Below are 22,176 nucleotides of genomic sequence, written 5' to 3' on the forward strand. Positions count from 1 at the left end.
CTACAACAACGAAATAACCCCTTTTACGAGACCAAGGAACTGGGTTTTCACGCGCTCCGTCGTTTCCATCACCTCATCATGCGACAGCGGCTGATCCAAAATGCCCGAAGCCATGTTGCTGATGCAGCTAATGCCGAGAACTTCCATGCCGGAATGGCTGGCCGCGATCACCTCGGAAACGGTCGACATCCCGACGGCATCCGCGCCTAAAATACGCATCATGCGAATTTCCGCAGGCGTTTCGTAAGACGGTCCGAGCACGGCGATATAAACGCCTTCTTGCAGCGAGAACCCTTGCTCCGCGGCAACGCCTCTCGCAAGCTCGCGCAAACGTTTGCTGTACGGCTGCGACATATCCGGAAAACGGGCGCCAAGCTCCTTGTCGTTTGGTCCGACAAGCGGGTTGCGGCCTTGGAAATTGATATGGTCGCTGATGAGCATCAGATCGCCCGGGTTATAGCTGGTGTTGACGCCGCCGGCGGCATTCGTGACGACGAGCTTCGAAGCGCCGATCGCTTTCATGACGCGCACCGGAAAGGCGGTCAAATCCGGTCCATAGCCTTCGTACAGGTGGAACCTGCCGCGCATCAAGACAACCGGACGGCCGGACAGCTTGCCGATCATCAGCTCGCCCGCATGGCCTTCAACCGTCGATAGCGGAAAGTGCGGAATTTCATCATACGGAATCGTAACCGCCTCTTCGATGTGATCGCCAAGAATGCCAAGCCCGGAGCCCATAATGAGGCCGACCTCCGGTTTTATCGCGATTTTCGAATTGATATAGGCTGCTGCTTCTTGAATATGGGATGCTTTAAGATTGTTCATCGACGAACCTCCTGTAAATGGGATTAAGACTTATACGAGCTGATCCAGAAACGACTCGCCGTTGTCCGGACGTTTAACGCCAAAATTGTCGGCGATGGTTGCCGCCACATCCGCGAACGTGGAACGGACCCCGAGCGAGCCAGGCGACTTAAACGACGGCCCGAACGCCAATAGAGGCACGTATTCCCGAGTATGATCGGTACCTGAATAGGTCGGATCGTTGCCATGGTCAGCCGTAACTATTAGCAGATCCCGATCGCCAAGCCGTTTCGTCAGCTCCGGTATGCTCCGGTCGAACGCTTCGAGCGCGCCGGCATAACCCTGCGGATCGCGGCGATGGCCGTACAGCGAATCGAAATCGACAAGATTCGTGAAGAGCAGCCCTTTGAACGGACGATCTAACGCAGCGATCGTTTTCTCCACGCCATCGTCGTTGCTCTTCGTGTGCAGCGCCTCCGTTATGCCTTCGCCGACAAAAATATCATCGATCTTCCCGACTGCGATGACGTCGAAGCCGCCGTCCTTCATCGCGTTGAGCACGGTCGGCGCAGGCGGCTTTACGGCATAATCATGCCGGTTCGGCGTGCGCTTGAAGGAGCCGGGCTTGCCGACGAACGGCCTCGCGATAACCCTCCCTACCGCATAACGCTCGTCCAGCGTAAGCTCCCGGGCAATTTCGCAGGCGCGGTAAAGCTCCTCCAGCGGAATGATTTCTTCATTGGCCGCGATCTGAAAGACGCTGTCCGCGCTGGTATAGACGATCCATTTGCCGGTGCGCAGCTGTTCTTCACCCAGCTCGTCCATAATTTCCGTGCCGCTGGCCGATTTATTGCCGAGCACGCCGCGGCCGGTTCGATCTTCAAATGCCTCCAGCAGCTCGGCGGGGAAACCGTCCGGGAACGTCCGAAACGGCACCGTTACTTTCAGCCCGGCGATTTCCCAGTGTCCGGTCATCGTATCTTTCCCGACGGACACCTCAGCCATTTTCCCGTAGTAGGCGAGCGCCTCCCCTTCCGGCTTCCAGCTGCCGAGCTCTGCGATGCGGTCAAGCCCCCAGCTGCGAAGATGCGGCAGCTGCAGCTGCGGAACCTCCTGCAAAATATGCCCGAGCGTGTGAGAACCGGCATCCCCGAAGGACGGGGCGTCCGGCAGCTCGCCGATGCCGACGCTGTCAAGCACGATAACTGCGATGCGGTCAAACTTCATACCTTTAATCACTCCGAATTCATAGGTTTACTTCTAGCCCGCGGATGCGCCAGGTTGTACATTTCCTTAATGCGCGGCTTCGTCACCTGCACGTAGACCTGGGTCGTTGAAATGTCGGCATGTCCCAGCATCTCTTGAACGGAGCGCAGGTCTGCGCCGTTCTCGAGCAAATGCGCGGCGAAGGAATGACGTATCGTATGCGGGGTGATGTCTCCTTCGATGCCCGCCTCCGCTGTGTATTTCTTCATAATTTTCCAAAAGCCCTGTCTGGTCATGCGCGATCCTTGCTGATTGACGAACAAGGCCGGTTCGCCGTCGCTCCTAAGCTTCTCCCGAACCTTCTCCAAGTAGACGGTCAGCGCTTCTTTGGCGACAGCGCCAATCGGAATAATCCTTTCCTTGGCCGCAGAACCGATACAACGGATAAAGCCCATAGGCAAATTGACATGTTCAGCATCTAATGAAATGAGTTCCGATACGCGGATTCCCGTTGCATAGAGTACCTCCAGCATAGCAAGATCGCGGATGCCGGCATTCGTGCCGGAATCGGGCGCGGCAAGCAGCTTCTCCACGTCATCGATAGGCAGCACCTTCGGGATTCGCTTCTCTTGCTTTGGCATCTTCAGATGCATGGACGGATCGCTCTGCACGTGCCGCTCCATAATCAAATAATGAAAGAAGGCGCGAATCGATACCATATGCCTGGAGACAGTCGCAGCCGCCCTGCCCTGCTGCTTCAGCTGAAGCATGTAGAGGGAGAGGTGGTGCTTCTGAATGCTGTCCACGCCTGAAATGGCCTGATTCTCCGCATAATCGAGAAACAAGGACAAATCTCTTTCGTAAGAGGACAGCGTATTGGCAGACAGTCTTCGCCCTTCTTGTAAAAACTGAATAAATGCTCGCAGATGCGCTCTCATAGGTCGTTCCTTTCCCGGATCACAAATGAACAGCTTCGGCAGGTTTCCCTGCTATATTCCACAAAGCCGTCCATTCTCCTGCCAAAGGAAGCCAATTTTGTCGAACCCTATTCGCCGTACCAATAAAATAACTTAAGCCGGTCATAAATGCTGCCGGAATCGCTTTGAAACGGTTCCGTCTTAAAGACCTTCAGCGCCTGGCCCTGAGGCACGCGATAGGGATTTTCAGGCGCAATCCACACCGCGATAAACCGGCAGCCGCCGTACATCGTGATCGTAAAGAAACTGAGCAGCAATACGAAAAAGATCCGTCTCAGCCACTTGCGAACCGATACTACCATCGACACGCAGCCCCTTTCCTAAGCGAAGAAAAACGGACAGCCGCCGCCCGAATCGCAGGTCAGGCCTATGGTTGTCCTTTACAACACCATATGAAAGAGGGGATCGATTCATGCCTGGGCGGCAGGCTAGCTCAATTTATCGAAGGCAACGCTCTCCAGCAGCTGATCCATGCTGATATAAGGCATATTGACGGCCTGTGCGACCTGCGGGTGAGTGACGCGGCCTTTATAGGTGTTAATGCCTTTGCGCAGCGGCTCATTTGCTCTGACCGCATCCTCCAGTCCTTTGTTAGCCAGCTCCAGCGCGTACGGCATGGTCACGTTCGTGAGCGCCAGCGTCGACGTGCGCGGAACGGCGCCAGGCATGTTGGCAACGGCATAGTGAAGGACGCCGTGCTTCTCGTAAACCGGACTCTTGTGCGTAGTAACGCGGTCGATCGTTGCAATCGTGCCGCCTTGGTCAACGGCTACGTCCACGATGACGGCGCCCTTCTTCATCGTTTTCACCATCTCTTCGGTAACGAGATGCGGTGCTCGCGCGCCTGGAATGAGAACGGCTCCGATCAACAGGTCCGCCTTCTTTACCGCACACGCAATGTTGTACGGGTTGGACATCAGCGTCCGGATCCGTCCATTAAAGACTTCGTCGATATAACGCATCCGATCCGCGCTGCGCTCCAATATAACAACGCTCGCTCCCATGCCAAGCGCGATTCTAGCCGCGTTCGTCCCTACAATGCCGCCGCCTAGAATAATGACCTCCGCCGGGGGGACGCCGGGAACGCCGCCAAGCAGAATGCCTCGTCCGCCGTAGAACGCCTCCAAAAATTGCGAGCCGACCTGAACCGCCATTCTGCCGGCGACCTCGCTCATCGGCGTCAGCAGCGGCAAGCTGCCATTCGGCATTTGAATCGTCTCATACGCAACGCCTGAAACATCTTTCTCGACGAGCGCTTTCGTCAGCTCCGGCGCCGCCGCCAAGTGCAGATAAGTGAACAGCAGCAGCCCTTCGCGGAAATAACCGAACTCCTCCGGAAGAGGCTCCTTCACCTTCATAATCATTTCCGCCTTGGCCCAGACCTCGCTGGCCGTAGCGGCGATGGCTGCGCCCTCCGCCGCATAAGCGTCATCCATGAAGCTGCTGCCTTCGCCGGCGCCGCTTTCAATCAGCACCTCGTGTCCGGCCGCCTTCAGCATTCCCGCCCCTGCCGGGGTAAGCGCAACCCGATATTCGCTAGCTTTGATTTCCTTCGGCACGCCGATAATCATATGCATCTCCCTCTCCGTCTCCTTGATTCTTCATATGCAGGCAGAGGACGGGTTGACAGTCCTCCTTGATACTTTCTCTCTCCGTACGGAAAATATGTACCGGCGTATCAGCGTCTACCCATGCCCTTGTACGAATGTCTCCATACACTGGAGTATTGGTGCAGACATCGAAACGAACGCCAGAGTCTATCGTTAAAGGAGGAGCATCTTTTGCCAAACGTTGAAAGGCTGCTGCTCAGCTGCTCAAAAGGCAGATCGTCCGATCACACCGCGCGCAAGCTGATCGGGCTCAAGAGCCAGTCCCAATACGCGCAGTGCCTCAAGGAGCTTGCCAAATACGGCATTCGGCCGGTAAAAAGCATTCGCCGCAACCGGGTCATCTGCTGCCATGTAGACAGCCGCCGGACGCAGCAGCTTCAATCGCTAGCCGAGCATCCGAATGTCAGCTATGTCGAGCCGGATTTTAAACTCCATGCCCACGGCTTTCCCGCGAAAGGGGCGTTTAAAATCCCGAAGCGCCGCATCAAGGCGAAGTCCGCTCCATACATGAAGAAAAGATTGCGGACTCAAAGCATCGGTAAAGGAAGGCTGCTCTCGGATACGTCATCAAGCGGCGTCAGCTGGAATATGGCGCAAATCGAAGCGCATAAAATATGGCCGATGACCAAAGGCAAAGGCGCCGGCATTGCGATTATCGATACGGGAATCTCTAAGCATGCGAATTTAAGCATATCCGGCGGCGTCAACACGATGGGCGGCTCGACCTACTATGATGATAACGGTCATGGCACGCATGTCGCCGGCATCGCGGCAGGGATCGGCTATAACGGCGCCAGGCCAGGCGTTGCGCCGCGCGCGAAGCTCTATGCCGTCAAAGCGCTGGACGCGAACGGAGCCGGCTACGTCTCGGACATTATCAAAGGCATCGACTGGTGCATTAATAAGAAAATTCCGGTTATCAATATGAGTCTCGGCCTCGAAGGCGAAACAAGCAGCGCGCTGAAGGAAGCGGTTCAGCGGGCCCGCCAGAACGGCGTTATCGTCGTCGCCTCGGCCGGAAACAGCGGCTCAGGCACGAAGCAGATCGATCAGCCGGCCCGGTATTCCAGCGCTATCGGCGTAGGCGCTTCCACGCGCAAAGGGAAAATCGCCGAGTATAGCAGCCGGGGCTACGGCGTTGATGTTACCGCCCCTGGAAGCTACATCAAATCGACATGGCCCGGAGGGAGCTACCAAGTCTTGTCGGGCACCAGCATGTCGAGCCCGCACGTGGCAGGCGGCGTCGCGCTGCTGAAATCGCTCAACCCTTCGCTCAGTCCGTCGACGATCACTAAACGTCTGCGTGCCTCCGCCAAAAAAATATCAAGCTGTTCCTCTAAATTGCAAGGATACGGCGTCATGCAACTTTCGGGGGCAGCCGCATATTCCTCCTACGAACAGCCCGCGGAAGCGGCATCCCGCTCCTCATCGAAATCCCGATCTTCATCGAAATCCCGCTCTTCATCGAAATCCAGAAAGTCGAGATAGGTTTACGGCAGCACAAAAAACTCCCTTTTACAGCGTGCTCGGCAATCGTGCCGAGTACACTGCGGAAGGGAGTATTTATTGTTCGATTTTTGGCTGATCGTTCTTGGCCTTGCAATCGGCGCAAATCCCCTGAAAGTCCAGCCGGTGATCTTTTACCGTGAAGCCGTATTCCTGCTCAATTCGTTCCTCGAGCGGTCCGAGCCAATCCTCTAATATTTCACTCATGGTGCCGCACTGCAAGCAAATGAGGTGGTGGTGATGATGCTTGTTGTTGTCCGCGCGCAAATCGTACCGCGCAACGCCGTCCCCAAAGTTCATCTTCTCCACGACATGCAGCTCGCTAAGCAGCTCCAATGTCCGATATACGGTTGCCAATCCGATCTCCGGCGCGATGTCCTTGACGAGCATGAACACGTCTTCCGCGCTTAGATGATCTTCTTCGTTTTCCAGAAGCACGCGAACTGTAGCTTCTCGCTGCGGGGTGAGCTTGTACCCCTGCGACTGCAGCTGCTGCTTGATCTTATCAATCCGGGATTCCATGGCTTCCCCCCTCACACCTGACTTGTGCTATCACGGAATCGGTTTGACTTCATTATAGGTGCAGTTTGCGAGCAAAGTCAATTTTTTTTAGAATGATTACAATCCAGCGGAAGCCTCCAAGATGAGGGGCGCGGCCCATTGCAGCAGCAGCGGGGTTACATAGCATTCCACAGCCGCAGCGCCGAGAATTAGCAGCAGCATCCCGACGGCGCTTGAAGTAAACGTTAGCAGCGGCTGACTTAATGTGCCGAACCGGCCGAGAAGCCGGTTTTTCACGACGTAGAGCCCGAACGAAATCGCCGAGACGCTAATGATGAGAAAGGCCGGAACCGCGATTAAGTTGGCCGGGGCAACGGAAGCCAGGGAGAATACCAAGCCCTTCCAGGCAAATTGCCTTACCAGCGTGCCGATGGCAAACCCTACCAGAACGCCTTTGAGAAAATCGAGCGCCAGCACTAGCGGCATGCCGACGACCGTTAAGCCGAGCACCCAAATCAGCAGCAGCCATTTGGCATGGAACCAGGCCCGGTCCCAGAACGTGTCCGCTCCGCTTTGCACGATCCCGTCTTGGATATTCTTAATAAACTGCTGCAGGTCGCCGGCTAGATTTTGCTGCTGATCCAGCGTCAACGCATTCACGAGCAAGGCGCCGAACACGACGCCTACGACAAAAAGCACCGACACGAATACATATAAGGTTAATTGGTCCTTCATAAACGGTTGAAGCGCGGATGATCGCATGGCACATACCTCCAAAAACCAGGGTGGTACAGTTTATGTCCAAGCCTCTCCGGCTATGACCCCTTAGTTCCGTTGTACAACCTTCCCGTATCGGCCTCCTCCGCCGGCCTGCAGCTCTATTGACCCTCCTCGTGCGGCTGCTATGGCAGCCGCCGGCGTCTCTCCGGCTATCTCCGCAATCGCTTCGCGCGGCGCATTGTGGAGGATGTTCATCTCCGTCCCGAAGCGGTCCAGCAGCTTGCCTAACGTCACTTTGCCGATGCCGGGAATAAATTCGAGCGGGACTTGATAAATATAGCGGGGACGATCCTCAGGCACATGGGGCACAGTACGTCCCGCTAACGCCCCAAGCTCTGCAATCCGCTCCATGACGCCCCGCACCTGCTTCAGGCTTCCGCACTGTTGGCATCGCTCGGCATCCCGATCCCCTTCCGCGAGCGAGCCGCAATTCAAACAATACGTCCGATGGTATTTGCCAAGTGCGGGATTCAAGCCATAATTCGCCGCGATCGCCCGGCCTTCCGCTGCCGTAAGCGCAAGCTTCAGTTCCCGGAAAGACGGTTCCTGCAGAAGCAGCTCATTATATTCGCGTCCGATTTTCGAAAGCGAATGGGCATCCGAGTTCGTCAAAAAAGGCAGCTTGTCCAAATCCGGGATAAGCCCCGCCATCTCGCTGTCCGCGCTGAGCCCCAGCTCCACCGCATCGACAAGCGCCGGATCCAGCGTATCGCCAAGACGGTCGGAGCAGCTGCCGAACAAGCTCTTATGGGGCGTGAAAATATGGGCGGGGATAAACAAGCCGCCTCTCCCCTTGACCTCCTCCTGCAGCTCGCGTGCCGGTACATAGAGGCGCTGCGAGCTCAGCTGCACGTTGCGCATCGATTTGGACAGCCACATTGTAAAGGACTGCATTCCGGCGAAATCCGGCAAATAAACAAGATGGTGCGCCGTGCCGAAGCCGGCATCACGCACCTCGATTTCGGAACCGAGCAGTATCGTCGTATTCCGGTAGCGGATGCCCCCGCCGCTGATTTCCTCCATCTCGCCGGCATCGAGCAGCCCCGCAATATCCCGCTGCACGCCGGGGGAGTGGCAGTCGATTACCCCCAGCAAGCCGATTCCTTTGCGTACCGCGGCCTCATGCGCGATATTGCGGAACGTCAGATCGCGGCTGCCGCTTATTTTGACCGGCACCCCCCGCTCCGTCCGGCCAATATGCAAATGCAGGTCGGCGAACACCCTATTCAGCTTCAGTGCCACTTTTTAAATCTCTCCCGTAAGTCTATAAATGTGCCATGCGTATACAGCCAGGATCGTTTTCGCGTCGCTGATCCGCTCTTCCTTCATGTACTGCTGGGCCTGGTCGAAGGTGATCGCTTCGACGGCCAAGTATTCGTCCTCATCGGGCGAGCTTTCCCCTTTGACGAGATCCTCCGCGATGTAGATGTAAAGCTTCTCGTCGGCGAAGCCTGGCGACGTATAGAACGCGCTTAAAGGGCGTAGCTTTCCCGCGCGGTACCCCGTTTCTTCCTCCAGTTCGCGAGCGGCAGCCACCATCGGATCTTCGCCCGCATCGAGTTTGCCTGCCGGAATTTCAACCTGAAACTTCTCCATCGGCTTACGGTACTGCTCCACGACCAGCATTTTATCCTCGATCAACGCCAGCACGGCTGCGGCGCCCGGATGTCTGACAATTTCCCGGGTCGCGGTTTTGCCGTCCGGCAGCTCTACCGTATCCACCTGCAGCGAAATGATTCGGCCTTCGAATATTGGTTCGGTCTTAATCGTCTTCTCGCGGAACTGTTCGGTTTTCTCCATCATCCATCTTCATCTCCTTGGCTTAAAAATGATGTAAGCATATCCGGCCTTGTCCCCACATATCTATCTATCAGTCTAGCAAAAAAGGGGAGAACCACTGTGAAACAATATACAGTGAACGGTAAATTGACGCTCGTCGGCAAGGCTTGGGAAATTCGCCACCAGCTGAAGCTAATGGCCAAATCCAGTTCAAAAGGCCGCACGCTTGCCGGCAAATCCGGCAGAACGCTCGGCGATTACTTGCGCTCGTCCGCTGACTAATGCACACCGCCGCAGGCTGGCTCTCGAACGATAGAAAGGGTTGCCACGGTAGATCCCTCTACGCCGGCAACCCTTATTTGTTTGTTACGCAGTCTTCTCCGCTGCCTGCGCGATGATTTCCACAACCAGCTCCGCTGTTTTTACGAGATCATCCGCTTTAATTTGTTCGTTCGTCGTATGGATATGCTCGTAGCCGATCGCCAGATTGACGGTAGGAACGCCATGGCCGTTGAAAATATTCGCATCGCTGCCGCCGCCGGAATGGAACAGCTTCGGCGTTCTGCCCATCTTGACGATCGCCGCTTTCGCCAGCTCAACGACCTCGTCGCCGTCCGTGAAGTTGAACGCCGGGTAAATCAGCTTGCTCTCGAACTCCGCCTTCGCCCCGAATTCCGATGCTACCGCCATAACGGCTTCGCGCATCGACTCCACCTGCTTGTCCAGCTTTTCCTGCACGATGCTGCGCGCTTCGGCGTCCAGCTTGACGAAGTCGCAGACGATATTCGTCGCGCCGCCGCCTTCGAATCGGCCGATGTTCGCCGTCGTTTCGTGATCGATCCGGCCTAACGTCATCCGGGAAATCGCTTTGCCCGCAACCTGGATCGCGCTGATGCCGTCCTCCGGATTCACGCCGGCGTGAGCCGATTTGCCATGGATTTTAATCGTAATCTTCGCTTGCGATGGAGCCGCTACGGCAATATCGCCGATCGGACCGTTGGAATCGAGCGCGTAACCGAACTTCGCCTTCAGCTTTTTGCTGTCGAGCGCCGCAGCGCCAACCAAGCCGCTCTCCTCGCCAACCGTAATGACGAGCTGGATCGGACCATGCGGAAGGTTCTGCTCTTTAATCACTTTGATCGCTTCGAACATGGCGGCAATCCCGGCCTTGTCATCGCTGCCGAGAATCGTCGTGCCGTCGCTTCTTATGTATCCGTCCGCATCCAAACGCGGCTTAATGCCTTTGCCCGGGACGACCGTATCCATGTGCGAAGTGAAGAAAATGACCGGTGCCCCCTCCTTGCCGTTCGCCTCAAGCATCGCGATCAGATTGCCTGCGCCATGCCCGGTAATGCTTGCGGCATCGTCTTCTTCCACCGAAAAGCCGAGCTCCTTCAGCTTTCCTGTCAGTACATCGCAAATCTCCCGCTCATGCTTCGTCTCGCTGTCGACCTGGACAAGCTCCATAAATTCATCAATTAGTCGTTGATTGTTAATCATCGGCTTTCCTCCGTTCATCGGTTTCGATTACAATAAGGACATACTTGTTTTATCTTGTACGAAAGGAGCATGCCAACATGCGTCCCAACCGGATTATGAAAGTATTTATTTGGGTGCTGATCGCTTCGCTGTTGCTCTCTACGCTATTAATGGGCATCGGCTGGATTTTCCAATAACCCGGAAGACTCCGCAACCTCGCAGCCGAACTGCCTGCAGAAATGAGGCAGCAGCTCGACAGCCGTTTGCTCGACCGTCAAGTGAATGCCGGTTACGTCGGCGAACGAAGTCACCGCATAGTCTTGAATGCCGCAAGGAATGATCCCCCGAAATCCATCCTGTGCAATGCCCGCCTTAATATTCAGCGCAAATCCATGGCTCGTCACAAATCCCCGGCGAGTTCTGGCTTTATTGAATTTCACGCCGATCGCCGCGATTTTCTCGTCGCCTACCCATACGCCGGTATATTCCGGCTTCCTTCCGCCCTCGATGCCATAGCCTGCAAGCCAGTCGATGATGGCTTGCTCCAATTGACGCAAATACCCATGTAAATCAAGGTTCGCCCCGTCGAGGTAAAGAAGCGGATAACCGACCAGCTGACCCGGGCCATGATAGGTAATATCCCCGCCCCGGTCGATTTGAAACAGACCGATGCCGCGGGCCGCCAGCTCTTCCTCGGAATAGAGCAGATGCTCGGGATGGCGCTGGGAGCCGACCGTGTACGTCGGCGGATGCTGAAGAAGGAGCAGCGTTTCACGGCGCTCCTCCTTGTCGATTTGTTTCACATATGCCTTCTGCAAATCCCATGCTTCGGCATAGCCGAGCATAGGCGTATAGCGGACATCAATCCGTTTCGCGTCCGTTGTCATTGCATGCAAGCCCCGTTTCAATACAGCTTCGTATCCAGATTGAAGCTTTCCAAATTTTCTTTTACCCGCTGCAAGAACCGTCCGCAAATAACGCCGTCGAGAATCCGGTGATCCAGCGACAAACAAATATTCGCCATCGAGCGGATCGCGATCATGTCGTCTATGACGACAGGACGCTTCACGATCGATTCGCAGGTGACGATGGCCGCTTGCGGATAGTTGATGATCGGATAGGAAAGGATCGAGCCGAAGGAGCCCGTATTGTTCACGGTGAACGTGCCGCCTTCCATATCGGAGAGCGTCAGCTTGCCATCGCGCGTTTTGCGGGCAAGATCCTCGATCTCGCGGGCCAATCCGGCGATATTTTTTTGATCGGCGTTTTTGATGACCGGTACTTTAACGGCATCTTCCGTTCCAACCGCAAGGCCGATGTGAATATCGCGCTTGACGATAATTTTGTCTACGGCCCATACCGAGTTCATGATCGGGAAATCCTTGATCGCGTTGACGACGGCTTTGACCCAGAAAGCGAGATAAGTCAGGTTGACGCCTTCCCGCTTCTTGAAATCGTCCTTCAGCTTGTTGCGCAGGGCAACCAGGTTCGTTACGTCGACTTCCATCATCATCCAAGCATGCGGAATTTCGGTGACGCTCTGGCGCATGTTGCGCGCAATCGCGTTTCGGACCGGCGTTACGTCGATGAAATATTCGCTTCTTCCCGGCACCTGCTTCTCGACGTCGACGCTCGGAATGCGCGGCGTTTCGGACAGATGCAATCCGGACGAACGCACCTCGCCGCCGCTCTTATTCCCCTGCAGCGCGCCGCCGCTGGTGTTCCCGTTACCGTTGGCAGGACGCGACGCACGACCCGACTCCACGAACGCCAGCACATCCTTACGGGTAATACGACCGCCAAGCCCGGTTCCTTCGATCGCGGACAGGTTGACATTATGCTCTGCCGCCAGCTGCTGAACAGCGGGGGAATACCGGTAGCGCATGCTGTCGTTCCCATCGCCGCCGGATGCGGCTGCTGCGCCTTGGGCGCGGACTGCCGCGCGCTCATGGCTGCCAACGGAAGATGCAGGCGCTTTCGGGGCACTGCTGCTTCCGGCAGCAGGCGAAATGCCTGGCGTCCCGGCTTCCACCTCATCGGCTTCGACGAGGCAGATCGGCGTGCCTACTGGGACCGTTTCGCCTGGGCCGACCAGTATTCGAATCAGCTTCCCTTGAATGGTCGCGGGTAGTTCTGCATTTACTTTGTCTGTTAGAATTTCACAGATCGGCTCATACATTTCGATGACATCGCCAGGCTGCTTGAGCCATTTGTCAATCGTCGCGGAAACAAGCGATTCTGCGAGCTGTGGCATGACGACTTCCGTCACTTTTTTCATTCCGACCACTCCTAAAACGTTTTGCGAAGCCTTTCACCGCTTCTGCTGCGTGCTTAATACAATGCCAGCTTCTTCATGGCTTCCTTTACTTTATCCTTATTCAGCATAAAGAACTTTTCGCCCGGTGGATTAATCGGCATCGCCGGCACGTCAGGTCCGCACAGGCGCATGATCGGCGCATCCAGCTCATAGAGCATTTCCTCCGCGATAATCGCCGATACCTCTGCGCCGATGCCGCCGAACTTATTATCTTCGTGTATGATCAGCACCTTGCCTGTACGGCGGGCCGCTGCCAGGATCCCTTCTTGATCAAGCGGCTGAAGCGTGCGAAGGTCGAGCACATGCGCCGAAATGCCCTCTTCTTCAAGCTCCTCGGCTGCCTCCATCGCGAAATGAAGCGGAAGGCTGTAGCTGATGACGGTAATATCGTCGCCTTCGCGAAGCACGTTGGATTCTCCGATCGGCACGACGTAATCGCCGTCAGGCACGTCGCCGGATACGAGTTTATAGCATTTTTTATTTTCAAAATAAATGACTGGGTCCGGATCGCGGACAGCCGCTTTCAGCAGCCCTTTCGCATCATAGGCCGTGTATGGCGCTACGATCTTGAGGCCGGGCGTTCCGAAGAAAACCGACTCCGGGCACTGCGAATGGTACAAGCCGCCGAAGATGCCGCCGCCGATCGGCGCGCGGATGACAAGCGGGCATGTCCAGTCGTTGTTGGAGCGGTAACGGATCTTGGCCGCTTCGCTAATAATTTGGTTCGTAGCCGGGAACATAAAGTCGGAATACTGCATTTCGGCGATCGGCTTCATGCCGTACATTGCCGCTCCGATTGCCGCTCCGACAATCGCGGATTCGGATAGCGGCGTATCAAGCACGCGCTCTTCGCCGAATTGTCCGATCAGCCCTTTGGTGGTCGTAAATACGCCGCCTTTATGGCCGACGTCCTCGCCCAAGACGAAGACATCGTCGTCGCGTTCCATCTCTTCCTTCATAGCCAAGCGGATCGCATCAATATAGTCCATTTTCGGCATGTTAGCGTCCTCCTTCGCTATGATCGTCGGCATACACATGCTTCAAAATATCTTCCGGTTCCGGGAACGGCGCACGGTCGCCATAGGCCGTCGCCTCGTCGAGTGCCGCCTTGACCTGCTGCTGCATCGCTGCATCGCGCTCTTCGTCCCAAATGCCGCAATCGATCAAATATTGCTTGAATTTCGGCAGCCCGTCTTTGCCCCGGTGCTCATCCACTTCTTCTTTCGTGCGGTACGCCAGATCCTCGTCGGATGTGGAGTGCGGCGACAGCCGGTACATGACCGCTTCAATGAGAGTCGGACCTTCGCCTCTCGCTGCGCGCTCGCGCGCTTCCTTGACGACGCGGTACACCTCGAGCGGGTCATTGCCGTCCACGCTGTAGCCTGGGAAGCCGTAGCCGAGGGCACGATCGGCGATTTTGCCGCCGACCTGCTTGTGAAGCGGTATCGAAATCGCATATTGATTGTTTTCGCACATGAAAATAACCGGCAGCTTATGAACGCCGGCAAAATTGGCGCCCTCGTGGAAATCCCCCTGATTGCTGGAGCCGTCGCCGAAGGTGACAATCGACACGAAATTTTTCTTCTTCATCTTGGATGCCAACGCGAAGCCGACGGCATGTGGAACCTGGGTCGTAACCGGGCTGGATCCTGTAACAATGCGCAGGCGCTTGCAGCCGAAATGACCTGGCATTTGGCGTCCGCCGCTGTTCGGATCCGCGGCTTTCGAGAATAGGGAAAGCATGAGCTCGCGCAAAGTCATGCCGCAAGCTAGAACGAATGCATAATCACGATAGTAAGGCAAGAAATAATCGTTTTCGCGGTCAAGAGCGAATGCGGCGCCCACTTGAGCGGCTTCCTGACCGATACCGGAAACGTGAAACTTGATTTTGCCTGCCCTCTGAAGCAGTAGGCAGCGTTCGTCATAACGACGGGCGGTCGTCATAAACGTATACATTTCGATGGCTTGCTCGTCCGTAAGCCCAAGCGCAGCATGTCTGGATTGCTGCACGGCGGATTCGGATTGTGTCATGAGGGATGCCCTCCTTTTAGCTGCTATTATAACCAGGTACTAAGACTTGACTATACCCATTATAACCGACTTTTACCGAAAAAGAAATGCTCCGTCAAATGCCGCGTCTTGCGATCTGGCTTACTATATAAAGATGCAGCTCCGGGCTAAAATGCGATTGATTTTCCGTTAACCGCTAACATTGCTTCACCCATGACCTCGGACAGCGTCGGATGCGGATGAATCACTTGTCCGACTTCCCAAGGCGTCGCATTCAGCAGCATCGCCAGCGATGCCTCGGACAGCAAATCGGTTGCATGCGGCCCGATCAGATGAACACCCAGCACATCATTCGTTTTCTCATCCGCGATCACCTTCGCGAATCCTTCCGTTTCGCCCAGCACATGAGCTTTGCCAATCGCTTGGAACGGAACTTTCCCGACTATAATAGCATGCCCCTGTTTGCGCGCTTCGTCTTCGGTCAGCCCGATTGAAGCAATTTCCGGCTTCGAGTAGATCGCTCTCGGTACGCGAGTATGGTCAGGCGCCTGTTCCTTCCCGCCTAGAATATGGTCAACGGCTACGATTGCCTCATGCGCTGCCGCATGGGCCAGCTGTAACCCGCCGTTTACATCGCCGACGGCATAGATGTGCGGCTCGTTGGTTTGAAAATAACCGTTTACGCGAATTACGCCCTTCTCGACGCGCACATCCGTATTTTCGAGTCCGATGCCTTCCACGTTCGCTTGACGGCCAACGGATACGAGCAGCCTTTCCGCATTCAAAATAACGGAGCCGTCCGCCGTATCCGCCGCAATCGAAGCTTGTCCTTCCGTATAGGTATACGTATCAAGCTTCAATTGGATGCCGGTTAGGATCCGAACCCCTCTTCTTCTTAGCTGCTTCGTCAGCTCAGTAGACGCTTCGGCGTCTTCGCCGGGAAGCAGCCTGGAAGCCGCTTCGACGAGCGTGACTTCCACGCCGAAGTCGATGAGCATTGACGCCCATTCGACGCCAATCACGCCGCCGCCGATAATCAGCACCGACGCCGGCAGCTCGTCCATTGCAAGCGCTTCGTCGCTGGTCATGATTTCATCCGGCTTCGGCTCCAAGCCCGGAAGAAACCGCGGGCGCGAACCTGTCGCGATGATTAGATTTTTCGGCACAATGGTTTCCATTTCGCCGTCCGGCAGCTCCACCGCCACGCTGCCGCTCTTAGGCGAGAATATCGACGGGCCGATTACTCTGCCGCTCCCACGCATCACGGTAATCTCATGCTTGCGCATCAAATATTGCAGCCCTTTGTACAGCCCTTCGACCGTATTGTCCTTTCTGCGCTGCACCTTCGTAAAATCTAGCGATATCGCGCCTTCTTCCACGTTGATGCCATATGTATCTGCCTTTAACATCGTTGAGTACACTTCTGCGCTGCGAAGCAGCGACTTGCTCGGAATACAGCCTTTATGTAAACATGTGCCGCCCAGTTTTTCTTTCTCTACCAATATGACTTTCATACCAGCTTGAGCCGCTCTAATGGCAGCCGTATATCCAGCAATGCCTCCGCCGATGATGGCTATATCGCATTGAATCGTCATTGCACGTGCTCCTCTCCGTTTCGTTACGCCTGTACAGTTCTATTGTACCTTTTTTCGATGCGTATTGAAAACAGCCGCTTTGGCCGCGAAATGGACAGCACTGCGGGAAAAAGGTATGATTAAGGCATACTTGTCGCGTTTAGCATACAGGAGGATTTTATTCGCATGAAGCAAGTCATCGCCCGTTTTATTGCCGTTTTATTGCTTGTCATTCCGGGCTTAGCCGCCACTTACGGATTTCTTCTTATGAAGGATGCCATTTTTCATTATTTTTCTTCATTCGGCAACGAGACCGCCGTACGCGACTTCGAATGGTGGACGTTTATTTTGGGCATGGCGCTCTTCCTGCTTGGCGTTGGTTTTATCGGGGGATGGACGTTCTTCCGTGACCGCAAGCGCAATTATGTATCCGCCCGCTTCCGGGAGAAGCGGCCAAGGCCGCCGCGTCCGGGCGTCTAAGACGAAATAAGGCAGGCTCTCCGATCTCTGGAGATGCCCGCCTTTTTTGCTTTTATAGAACGCGATCCGCTAGCCCGTAAGCCACCGCTTCCTCTGCGCTCATGAATCGATCCCGGTCCGAATCCCGCTCGATCTGTTCCTTCGATTGGCCCGTATGCTCCGCCAGCAAAACATTGATTTTCTCGCGCGTCTTCAATATCCAGCTGGCGTGGATTTGAATATCGGATGCCTGGCCGCGCGCTCCGCCGAGCGGCTGGTGAATCATCACTTCGCTGTTCGGCAGGACGAACCGCTTTCCTTTGGCCCCTCCCGCAAGCAGAATGGCTCCGAAGCTTGCCGCGAAGCCGGTACAAATCGTCGAGACATCCGGTTTTATAAATTTCATCGTGTCGTAAATGGAAAAGCCCGCCGTAACGGAGCCGCCTGGACTGTTGATATAGAGCTGGATATCCTTTTCCGGGTCATCCGCAGCGAGGAACAGCAGCTGAGCGACGATCGCATTGGCCATCTGATCCTCGATTTCCCCGCTGACCATGACGATCCGATCCTTCAGCAGCCTGGAATAAATGTCGTAGCTCCGCTCTCCCCTGTTCGTCGACTCGATAATATAAGGTACTAAATTCATGCCGGTGCCTCCTTATTCGTTTATGCGGCATACAGCATGCTAACGGTTGAGCGGTTGCCCTGCGACTTATGAAGCTGACCGATCGCCTGAACGGAATCCATTAACTGCTCCTCGGCATTGGCTAGAACGATTAACGCTTGCGAATCGCCGTCGCGAACCGCATTGACATATGCATAGAGCAAGCTTTCGTCAACCGGCTTTTCCGCTTCCCGCGATAGCTGGGCACGCTCCGATTGCTGCTTGAGCTTGGCGATTGCCGCTCTTGCCCGATGCAACGCCGCTTTTACGGCTCCTTCGGACATCGACAGCTTTGCCGCCACGTCTTGGCCTTTGTATCCGAACAGCTCTCTCAGCAGATAGACCGTTCGTTGGAGCGGCGACAAATGGTGAAGCAGCAGGCGAAGCGCATATTCCAGTTCGTGCTGTTCATGCGAATCGCTAAACAAACGGCCTAAAGCAGCTTCTTGCAGCTTTAGCGTTTGGCTTGCCAGCCGCTTTCGGCGTAACTGATCCACTGCGATGTTCTTCGCAATCCGCAGCACATAAGCTGTCGGATTCGGATGAGTAATAGCGCCGTTCATGACCGGCAATGCCTTTAAGCATGTTTCCTGAGCAAGATCCTCCGCATCCCACGTCGAACGGGTCAGCGATAAACAGTATCGGTAGAGGACAAATCTCATTTCCTCAACATCCGGCTTCGTCGTCATTGTGGCACCTCCTCACTGTTAGCGTTCTGTTGTCATGACGTAAACGAATGAAGCGGCATAAAGGATACGCATGATTGAAAATTATTTTGATATCAGGCAGATGCAGCCTCTTCCGGCCGAGGCGGGGCTCCTCTCGTAAGTAACCCGATGACCGCGAACAGACTAAAGGCACAGCCGAGCATGATAAACATACTGTTGGTCGATACATATTGTATGCCGAAACCGCTTATGCCGGGACCAAGCAAGCTGCCGACGCTGAAATGAATCGAAGCTATAATGTTAGCTGCCGGCAGAAGACCGCGTGGCAGGAGATCCGCCGCGTAGGCTAAACCGAGAGAGAAGAACGAGCCGATGAAGCCGCCGATAAAAGCCAACAAAACGAGCAATAAGAATACGCGATTGCCTGCAAGCGGAATGATCAGGAACATCAGTCCCGCGAACAGCGCACAGCTTATCAGTACCGGTTTGCGTCCTATTCTGTCGCTCAGCATCCCTAGCGGAAACATCAGCAGCAAGCTTCCGACGCCTAGCGAGGGCAATAGCAGCGCGATCGATTCTTTGCTTAGCCCTACGCGCAATCCGTACAAAGGGAAGTTACTGTTCATCGTTGCTTCCATGAGACCATACAGGATAGCTGGCAATAAAGCGAACCATGCCAGCCGGTACGTAGCCGCATAACGGTTCGAAACTGCAGCTTGCTTGGCTGCTTGTTCAGGATAGGCCGTTTTAAGTGAGCTGACGAAAAGCAACACCAGCAAGAACAAGACGGCATTTAAACAAAATGGCGCCCAGTTCGCGATCGTCAGCAGATGGATGCCGGTTGGTCCTAAGCTGAAACCTATCCCGTATGCCATTCCATACAGAGAAATATATCGGCCGCGAGTTTCCGCCGGACTGCTGCTGACAATCCAAAGCTGCGTGCAATAATGAAGTGCGCTGTCTCCAATTCCAACGATGATGCGAAGAATAAACCAAACCCCTAATGAAGTTAGAAAAGGGAACAAACTGGTCCCTACTGCCGCGAGCAGGATGCCGAAAATAATCCCTTTCTTATAACCAAGCGTTCGGATCGGCTTCTCGATAAAGAACATTGTGCTGAAAGTGCCGATGTACAAGGCCATCGAATTAATCCCGTTCACATCCGAGGACACGCCGCGTTGATCAAGCAGAATGGCAAGCAGCGGCAATACCAGGCCTTGATTAAAGCCGGACACTAACGTAACGGACAATAAAATAAACAATCGCTTATGTGAAGGAGCGGCTGTTAATGCAATAGGTGACAAAACAATCCTCCTGTACCGTCTATAAGATAAAAGCAGAGCAAGAAAAGCGCCACATTCGCAGCTTACACGAAAGTGGCGCTCCCCGTATCGTCGATCCATCGTTGTGCTTTATTTCGGATCCTCTCAAGAAACTTTATGTTCAATGCGCAGCTTGTCGGCAACCATTGCAATGAACTCGGAGTTGGTCGGTTTCGACTTGCTGATATTGATCGTATAGCCGAACAGATGCGAAATGCTGTCGATGTTGCCGCGCGTCCAAGCGACTTCAATCGCATGGCGGATTGCACGTTCGACGCGAGAAGGCGTCGTTTTGAATTTTTCGGCAATTGCAGGATACAACGTCTTCGTAATTGCGCCAAGAATTTCGATGTTGTTATACACCATTGTAATCGCTTCGCGCAAATACTGATAGCCTTTAATGTGGGCAGGTACGCCGATTTCATGGATGATGCTCGTAATATTGGCATCCAGGTTTTTGCCTTTTGCGAGTGGCACAACATTCGATTTCGCTGTCGTTGCGGCTGCCGTCGATGTGGAATACGTTGACGAAATAACGGTCGGATTTCCAACCAACTGGCGAATGCGGTTCGCTAAAATCTCCATGTCGAAAGGCTTCAATATGTAATAAGAAGCGCCAAGCTGAACAGCCTTTTGGGTGATGTTCTCTTGACCGAATGCCGTAAGCATGATGATTTTCGGCATGGATGGCAGATTCATCTCACGAAGTCGCTCAAGTACGCCAAGTCCATCGAGATGAGGCATAATAATATCCAAAATCAAGATATCAGGAATTTCACGCGTTTCTTCCAATAAGCGAAGCACTTCCTCGCCGTTATAGGCGACACCGGTAACGACCATATCGTTTTGTTCCGAAATATACTCCGACAGCAAATTCGTAAATTCCCGATTGTCATCAGCCAACAACACTTCAATTTTTTGCAAGGTAAAGTCCTCCTTAGACTAAGTAATTCACGCTATTGTTAAGCAACGCTAAAATCCTATGCGTTCTCTTGTTTGTCTAATTTAAGTTTTCGACACAAGGAATGAAATTCCTTCTGTCGAAAAATTTTTTTCTTTATTTTTATTTTGATCTGATTTATAATGGATAATTTATTACAGTTTCTTTCAGAATTCGTTTATTTTCGACAAAAAACAAAAATCTTAAGGTGGCTAGGCCGCCTTAAGATTTAAGCTTGCCGGTTTAAGTAACACTCCTGCATCCTGCAGCATCCATTCAATGAAGCAGCCATAACCGGATGTTGGATCATTGACGAATACATGAGTGACTGCACCGATCAATTTACCGTCTTGAATGATTGGACTGCCTGACATCCCCTGTACGATTCCGCCGGTTTGTTCAAGCAAACGCTTGTCCGTAATCTTGATGACCATTCCCTTTGTTGCCGGAGATTGCTGACGGGTTACATGGACGATCTCGACGTTGAACCGTTCGACTTTCTGTCCATTGACCACTGTAAGCAGCTGCGCCGGTCCTTCCTTCACTTCTTCAGCGAACGCAACAGGAACCGACTGCTGATTGTAGCTATGAGACGGAAGCTCCTTCATTTTACCGAAGATGCCAAACGGAGTATTGCGTTCAATATTGCCAAGCACTTTGCTTTCCTTGATGAAATGCGCTCTTTTCTCGCCGGGTTCGCCGTTTTGGCTTTTGTTGATGGACGTCACATTGGACTGCAAAATCTGACCTTCACCAACTTCGATCGGTGTTTGCGTGTCCATGTCCGTAATGACATGGCCCAACGCTCCGTAAACCCCTTGATCAGGCGCGTAGAATGTTAGCGTTCCTACCCCTGCCGCTGAATCCCGGATGTACAGTCCTAACCGCCAAGCCTGGTCCTCCGAGTCGAATACAGGAGCTAGCTTTGTTTCAAACAAACGTGTACCGCGTTTAACGGTTAGATGTAACGGCTGCTTGGAGCCGCCCGCTTCTTCGGCCAATTGGGCCACTTTATGAACTTCATTTACATATTTCCCATTAATGCGGACGATCAGATCGCCAAGCTGCAGGTTGGCTTGTTCGCCAGGCGATACTTTCGTGCCCTTTCCATCGACAACTTGATGATGGCCTACAACCATAATACCGGCAGATTTCACTTTAACGCCGATGGTTTGTCCGCCCGGAATGACACGTAAGTCTGGCACGACGTTCACTTTCACGGTCTTAAACGGAATTTTGCCGAATAATTTCAATTTCATCGTGGTCTTACCGCTATGCGACGATTGAATGGAAAGCGGCTTGTTTAAATTAATGGAAAGCGAACGGTCAGTTGACCCGTTGACCTGCAGCATTTGTGGATCAACGGTCACTTGAGCATGTACAGGCATACCATAGTCTAATTGCTTCAACTGGCCGGAAAACAAACGAACTTCGTTCGGAAATGCGGCGAAATGTTGAATTGGAGAGGATAGACCAAGCATGCAAACGATGATAACGAGAAGTAGACCCAGCCACCGTTTCCGCTGATTGGCATTCAATGACTTCACGCTCCCTGTTGCAAAATCGCTTGACGAGAAAGG

At 54.0% G+C, this 22,176-nt stretch carries 24 protein-coding genes; 4 read left to right on the top strand and 20 right to left on the bottom strand.

What is annotated here, in order from left to right:
• The 5 genes from DL346_RS13770 to ald all read right to left on the bottom strand — a co-directional run bounded on the left by DL346_RS13770 (window position 1) and on the right by ald (window position 4,558).
• Entirely contained in the window at window positions 1-825 is an 825-nt protein-coding gene (locus tag DL346_RS13770) for a purine-nucleoside phosphorylase (protein WP_112882671.1), read from the bottom strand.
• A gap of 30 nt (window positions 826-855) precedes the next feature.
• Window positions 856-2,031, bottom strand: coding sequence for a phosphopentomutase (locus tag DL346_RS13775; RefSeq protein WP_112882672.1), 1,176 nt, complete (start codon window positions 2,029-2,031; stop codon window positions 856-858).
• An 8-nt stretch (window positions 2,032-2,039) separates the two neighbouring features.
• Entirely contained in the window at window positions 2,040-2,948 is a 909-nt protein-coding gene (gene xerD / locus DL346_RS13780; protein WP_112882673.1) for a site-specific tyrosine recombinase XerD, read from the bottom strand.
• A gap of 107 nt (window positions 2,949-3,055) precedes the next feature.
• Window positions 3,056-3,289 carry a DUF4227 family protein gene (locus DL346_RS13785; RefSeq protein ID WP_112882674.1) on the bottom strand — a complete coding sequence of 78 codons (234 nt, stop codon included), beginning with the start codon at window positions 3,287-3,289 and terminating at the stop codon, window positions 3,056-3,058.
• A 126-nt stretch (window positions 3,290-3,415) separates the two neighbouring features.
• Complete coding sequence (gene ald, locus DL346_RS13790; RefSeq protein WP_112883114.1) at window positions 3,416-4,558, bottom strand: alanine dehydrogenase; 1,143 nt, start codon at window positions 4,556-4,558, stop codon at window positions 3,416-3,418.
• A gap of 210 nt (window positions 4,559-4,768) precedes the next feature.
• Here ald and DL346_RS13795 point away from each other — a divergent pair, with 210 nt between their 5' ends.
• Entirely contained in the window at window positions 4,769-6,085 is a 1,317-nt protein-coding gene (locus tag DL346_RS13795) for a S8 family peptidase (protein ID WP_165822504.1), read from the top strand.
• A gap of 75 nt (window positions 6,086-6,160) precedes the next feature.
• On the opposite strand, the gene fur is transcribed toward DL346_RS13795, so the two are convergent.
• The 4 genes from fur to DL346_RS13815 all read right to left on the bottom strand — a co-directional run bounded on the left by fur (window position 6,161) and on the right by DL346_RS13815 (window position 9,187).
• Window positions 6,161-6,625, bottom strand: coding sequence for a ferric iron uptake transcriptional regulator (gene fur / locus DL346_RS13800; protein ID WP_112882676.1), 465 nt, complete (start codon window positions 6,623-6,625; stop codon window positions 6,161-6,163).
• Window positions 6,626-6,721: 96 nt separating this feature from the next.
• Window positions 6,722-7,366, bottom strand: coding sequence for a stage II sporulation protein M (gene spoIIM / locus DL346_RS13805; RefSeq protein WP_112882677.1), 645 nt, complete (start codon window positions 7,364-7,366; stop codon window positions 6,722-6,724).
• A 63-nt stretch (window positions 7,367-7,429) separates the two neighbouring features.
• The gene (locus DL346_RS13810) at window positions 7,430-8,620 is read right to left on the bottom strand and encodes an endonuclease Q family protein (RefSeq protein WP_112883115.1); all 1,191 of its coding nucleotides are present in this window, start codon (window positions 8,618-8,620) and stop codon (window positions 7,430-7,432) included.
• Between the two features lie 9 nt (window positions 8,621-8,629).
• The gene (locus DL346_RS13815) at window positions 8,630-9,187 is read right to left on the bottom strand and encodes an NUDIX domain-containing protein (protein WP_420849562.1); all 558 of its coding nucleotides are present in this window, start codon (window positions 9,185-9,187) and stop codon (window positions 8,630-8,632) included.
• 96 nt (window positions 9,188-9,283) lie between these two features.
• On the opposite strand from DL346_RS13815, the gene mciZ reads away from it, so the two are divergent.
• Complete coding sequence (gene mciZ, locus DL346_RS13820; protein ID WP_112882678.1) at window positions 9,284-9,445, top strand: Z-ring formation inhibitor MciZ; 162 nt, start codon at window positions 9,284-9,286, stop codon at window positions 9,443-9,445.
• An 84-nt stretch (window positions 9,446-9,529) separates the two neighbouring features.
• Here mciZ and DL346_RS13825 read toward each other — a convergent pair whose 3' ends face one another.
• Window positions 9,530-10,663 (bottom strand): M20/M25/M40 family metallo-hydrolase, encoded by a 1,134-nt coding sequence (locus DL346_RS13825; protein WP_112882679.1) that lies wholly within the window; start codon window positions 10,661-10,663, stop codon window positions 9,530-9,532.
• A 77-nt stretch (window positions 10,664-10,740) separates the two neighbouring features.
• Here DL346_RS13825 and prli42 point away from each other — a divergent pair, with 77 nt between their 5' ends.
• Window positions 10,741-10,839, top strand: a complete 99-nt coding sequence (gene prli42 / locus DL346_RS29075) for a stressosome-associated protein Prli42 (RefSeq protein ID WP_165822505.1) — start codon at window positions 10,741-10,743, stop codon at window positions 10,837-10,839.
• Here prli42 and lipB read toward each other — a convergent pair.
• The 5 genes from lipB to lpdA form a co-directional block, all read right to left on the bottom strand.
• Window positions 10,810-11,529 carry a lipoyl(octanoyl) transferase LipB gene (lipB, locus tag DL346_RS13830; protein ID WP_112882680.1) on the bottom strand — a complete coding sequence of 240 codons (720 nt, stop codon included), beginning with the start codon at window positions 11,527-11,529 and terminating at the stop codon, window positions 10,810-10,812. The two genes, prli42 and lipB, sit on opposite strands and share 30 nt — an antisense overlap.
• Window positions 11,530-11,546: 17 nt before the next feature.
• Window positions 11,547-12,920 (bottom strand): dihydrolipoamide acetyltransferase family protein, encoded by a 1,374-nt coding sequence (locus tag DL346_RS13835; RefSeq protein ID WP_206098518.1) that lies wholly within the window; start codon window positions 12,918-12,920, stop codon window positions 11,547-11,549.
• A 53-nt stretch (window positions 12,921-12,973) separates the two neighbouring features.
• Window positions 12,974-13,957, bottom strand: coding sequence for an alpha-ketoacid dehydrogenase subunit beta (locus DL346_RS13840; RefSeq protein WP_112882682.1), 984 nt, complete (start codon window positions 13,955-13,957; stop codon window positions 12,974-12,976).
• A 1-nt stretch (window position 13,958) separates the two neighbouring features.
• A complete protein-coding gene (locus tag DL346_RS13845; RefSeq protein WP_112882683.1) occupies window positions 13,959-14,990 on the bottom strand; it encodes a thiamine pyrophosphate-dependent dehydrogenase E1 component subunit alpha in 1,032 nt (343 codons plus the stop codon).
• Between the two features lie 146 nt (window positions 14,991-15,136).
• Window positions 15,137-16,564, bottom strand: coding sequence for a dihydrolipoyl dehydrogenase (gene lpdA, locus DL346_RS13850; protein ID WP_112882684.1), 1,428 nt, complete (start codon window positions 16,562-16,564; stop codon window positions 15,137-15,139).
• A 165-nt stretch (window positions 16,565-16,729) separates the two neighbouring features.
• Here lpdA and DL346_RS13855 point away from each other — a divergent pair, with 165 nt between their 5' ends.
• Window positions 16,730-17,023 carry a DUF2627 domain-containing protein gene (locus DL346_RS13855; protein WP_112882685.1) on the top strand — a complete coding sequence of 98 codons (294 nt, stop codon included), beginning with the start codon at window positions 16,730-16,732 and terminating at the stop codon, window positions 17,021-17,023.
• Window positions 17,024-17,075: 52 nt separating this feature from the next.
• On the opposite strand, the gene clpP is transcribed toward DL346_RS13855, so the two are convergent.
• The 5 genes from clpP to spoIVB all read right to left on the bottom strand — a co-directional run bounded on the left by clpP (window position 17,076) and on the right by spoIVB (window position 22,134).
• Window positions 17,076-17,648: an ATP-dependent Clp endopeptidase proteolytic subunit ClpP gene (clpP, locus tag DL346_RS13860; protein WP_112882686.1), complete on the bottom strand. Its 573-nt coding sequence runs from the start codon at window positions 17,646-17,648 to the stop codon at window positions 17,076-17,078.
• A 20-nt stretch (window positions 17,649-17,668) separates the two neighbouring features.
• Window positions 17,669-18,355 (bottom strand): RNA polymerase sigma factor, encoded by a 687-nt coding sequence (locus DL346_RS13865; RefSeq protein ID WP_112882687.1) that lies wholly within the window; start codon window positions 18,353-18,355, stop codon window positions 17,669-17,671.
• A gap of 92 nt (window positions 18,356-18,447) precedes the next feature.
• Window positions 18,448-19,638 carry an MFS transporter gene (locus DL346_RS13870; protein ID WP_338066305.1) on the bottom strand — a complete coding sequence of 397 codons (1,191 nt, stop codon included), beginning with the start codon at window positions 19,636-19,638 and terminating at the stop codon, window positions 18,448-18,450.
• Window positions 19,639-19,761: 123 nt separating this feature from the next.
• Window positions 19,762-20,580, bottom strand: coding sequence for a sporulation transcription factor Spo0A (gene spo0A, locus DL346_RS13875; RefSeq protein WP_112882689.1), 819 nt, complete (start codon window positions 20,578-20,580; stop codon window positions 19,762-19,764).
• Between the two features lie 228 nt (window positions 20,581-20,808).
• Complete coding sequence (gene spoIVB / locus DL346_RS13880; RefSeq protein WP_206098519.1) at window positions 20,809-22,134, bottom strand: SpoIVB peptidase; 1,326 nt, start codon at window positions 22,132-22,134, stop codon at window positions 20,809-20,811.
• Window positions 22,135-22,176 lie beyond the last annotated feature (42 nt).

The organism is Paenibacillus montanisoli, assembly GCF_003268025.1.
In the GTDB taxonomy this organism is placed as follows: Bacteria; Bacillota; Bacilli; order Paenibacillales; family Paenibacillaceae; genus Paenibacillus_Z; species Paenibacillus_Z montanisoli.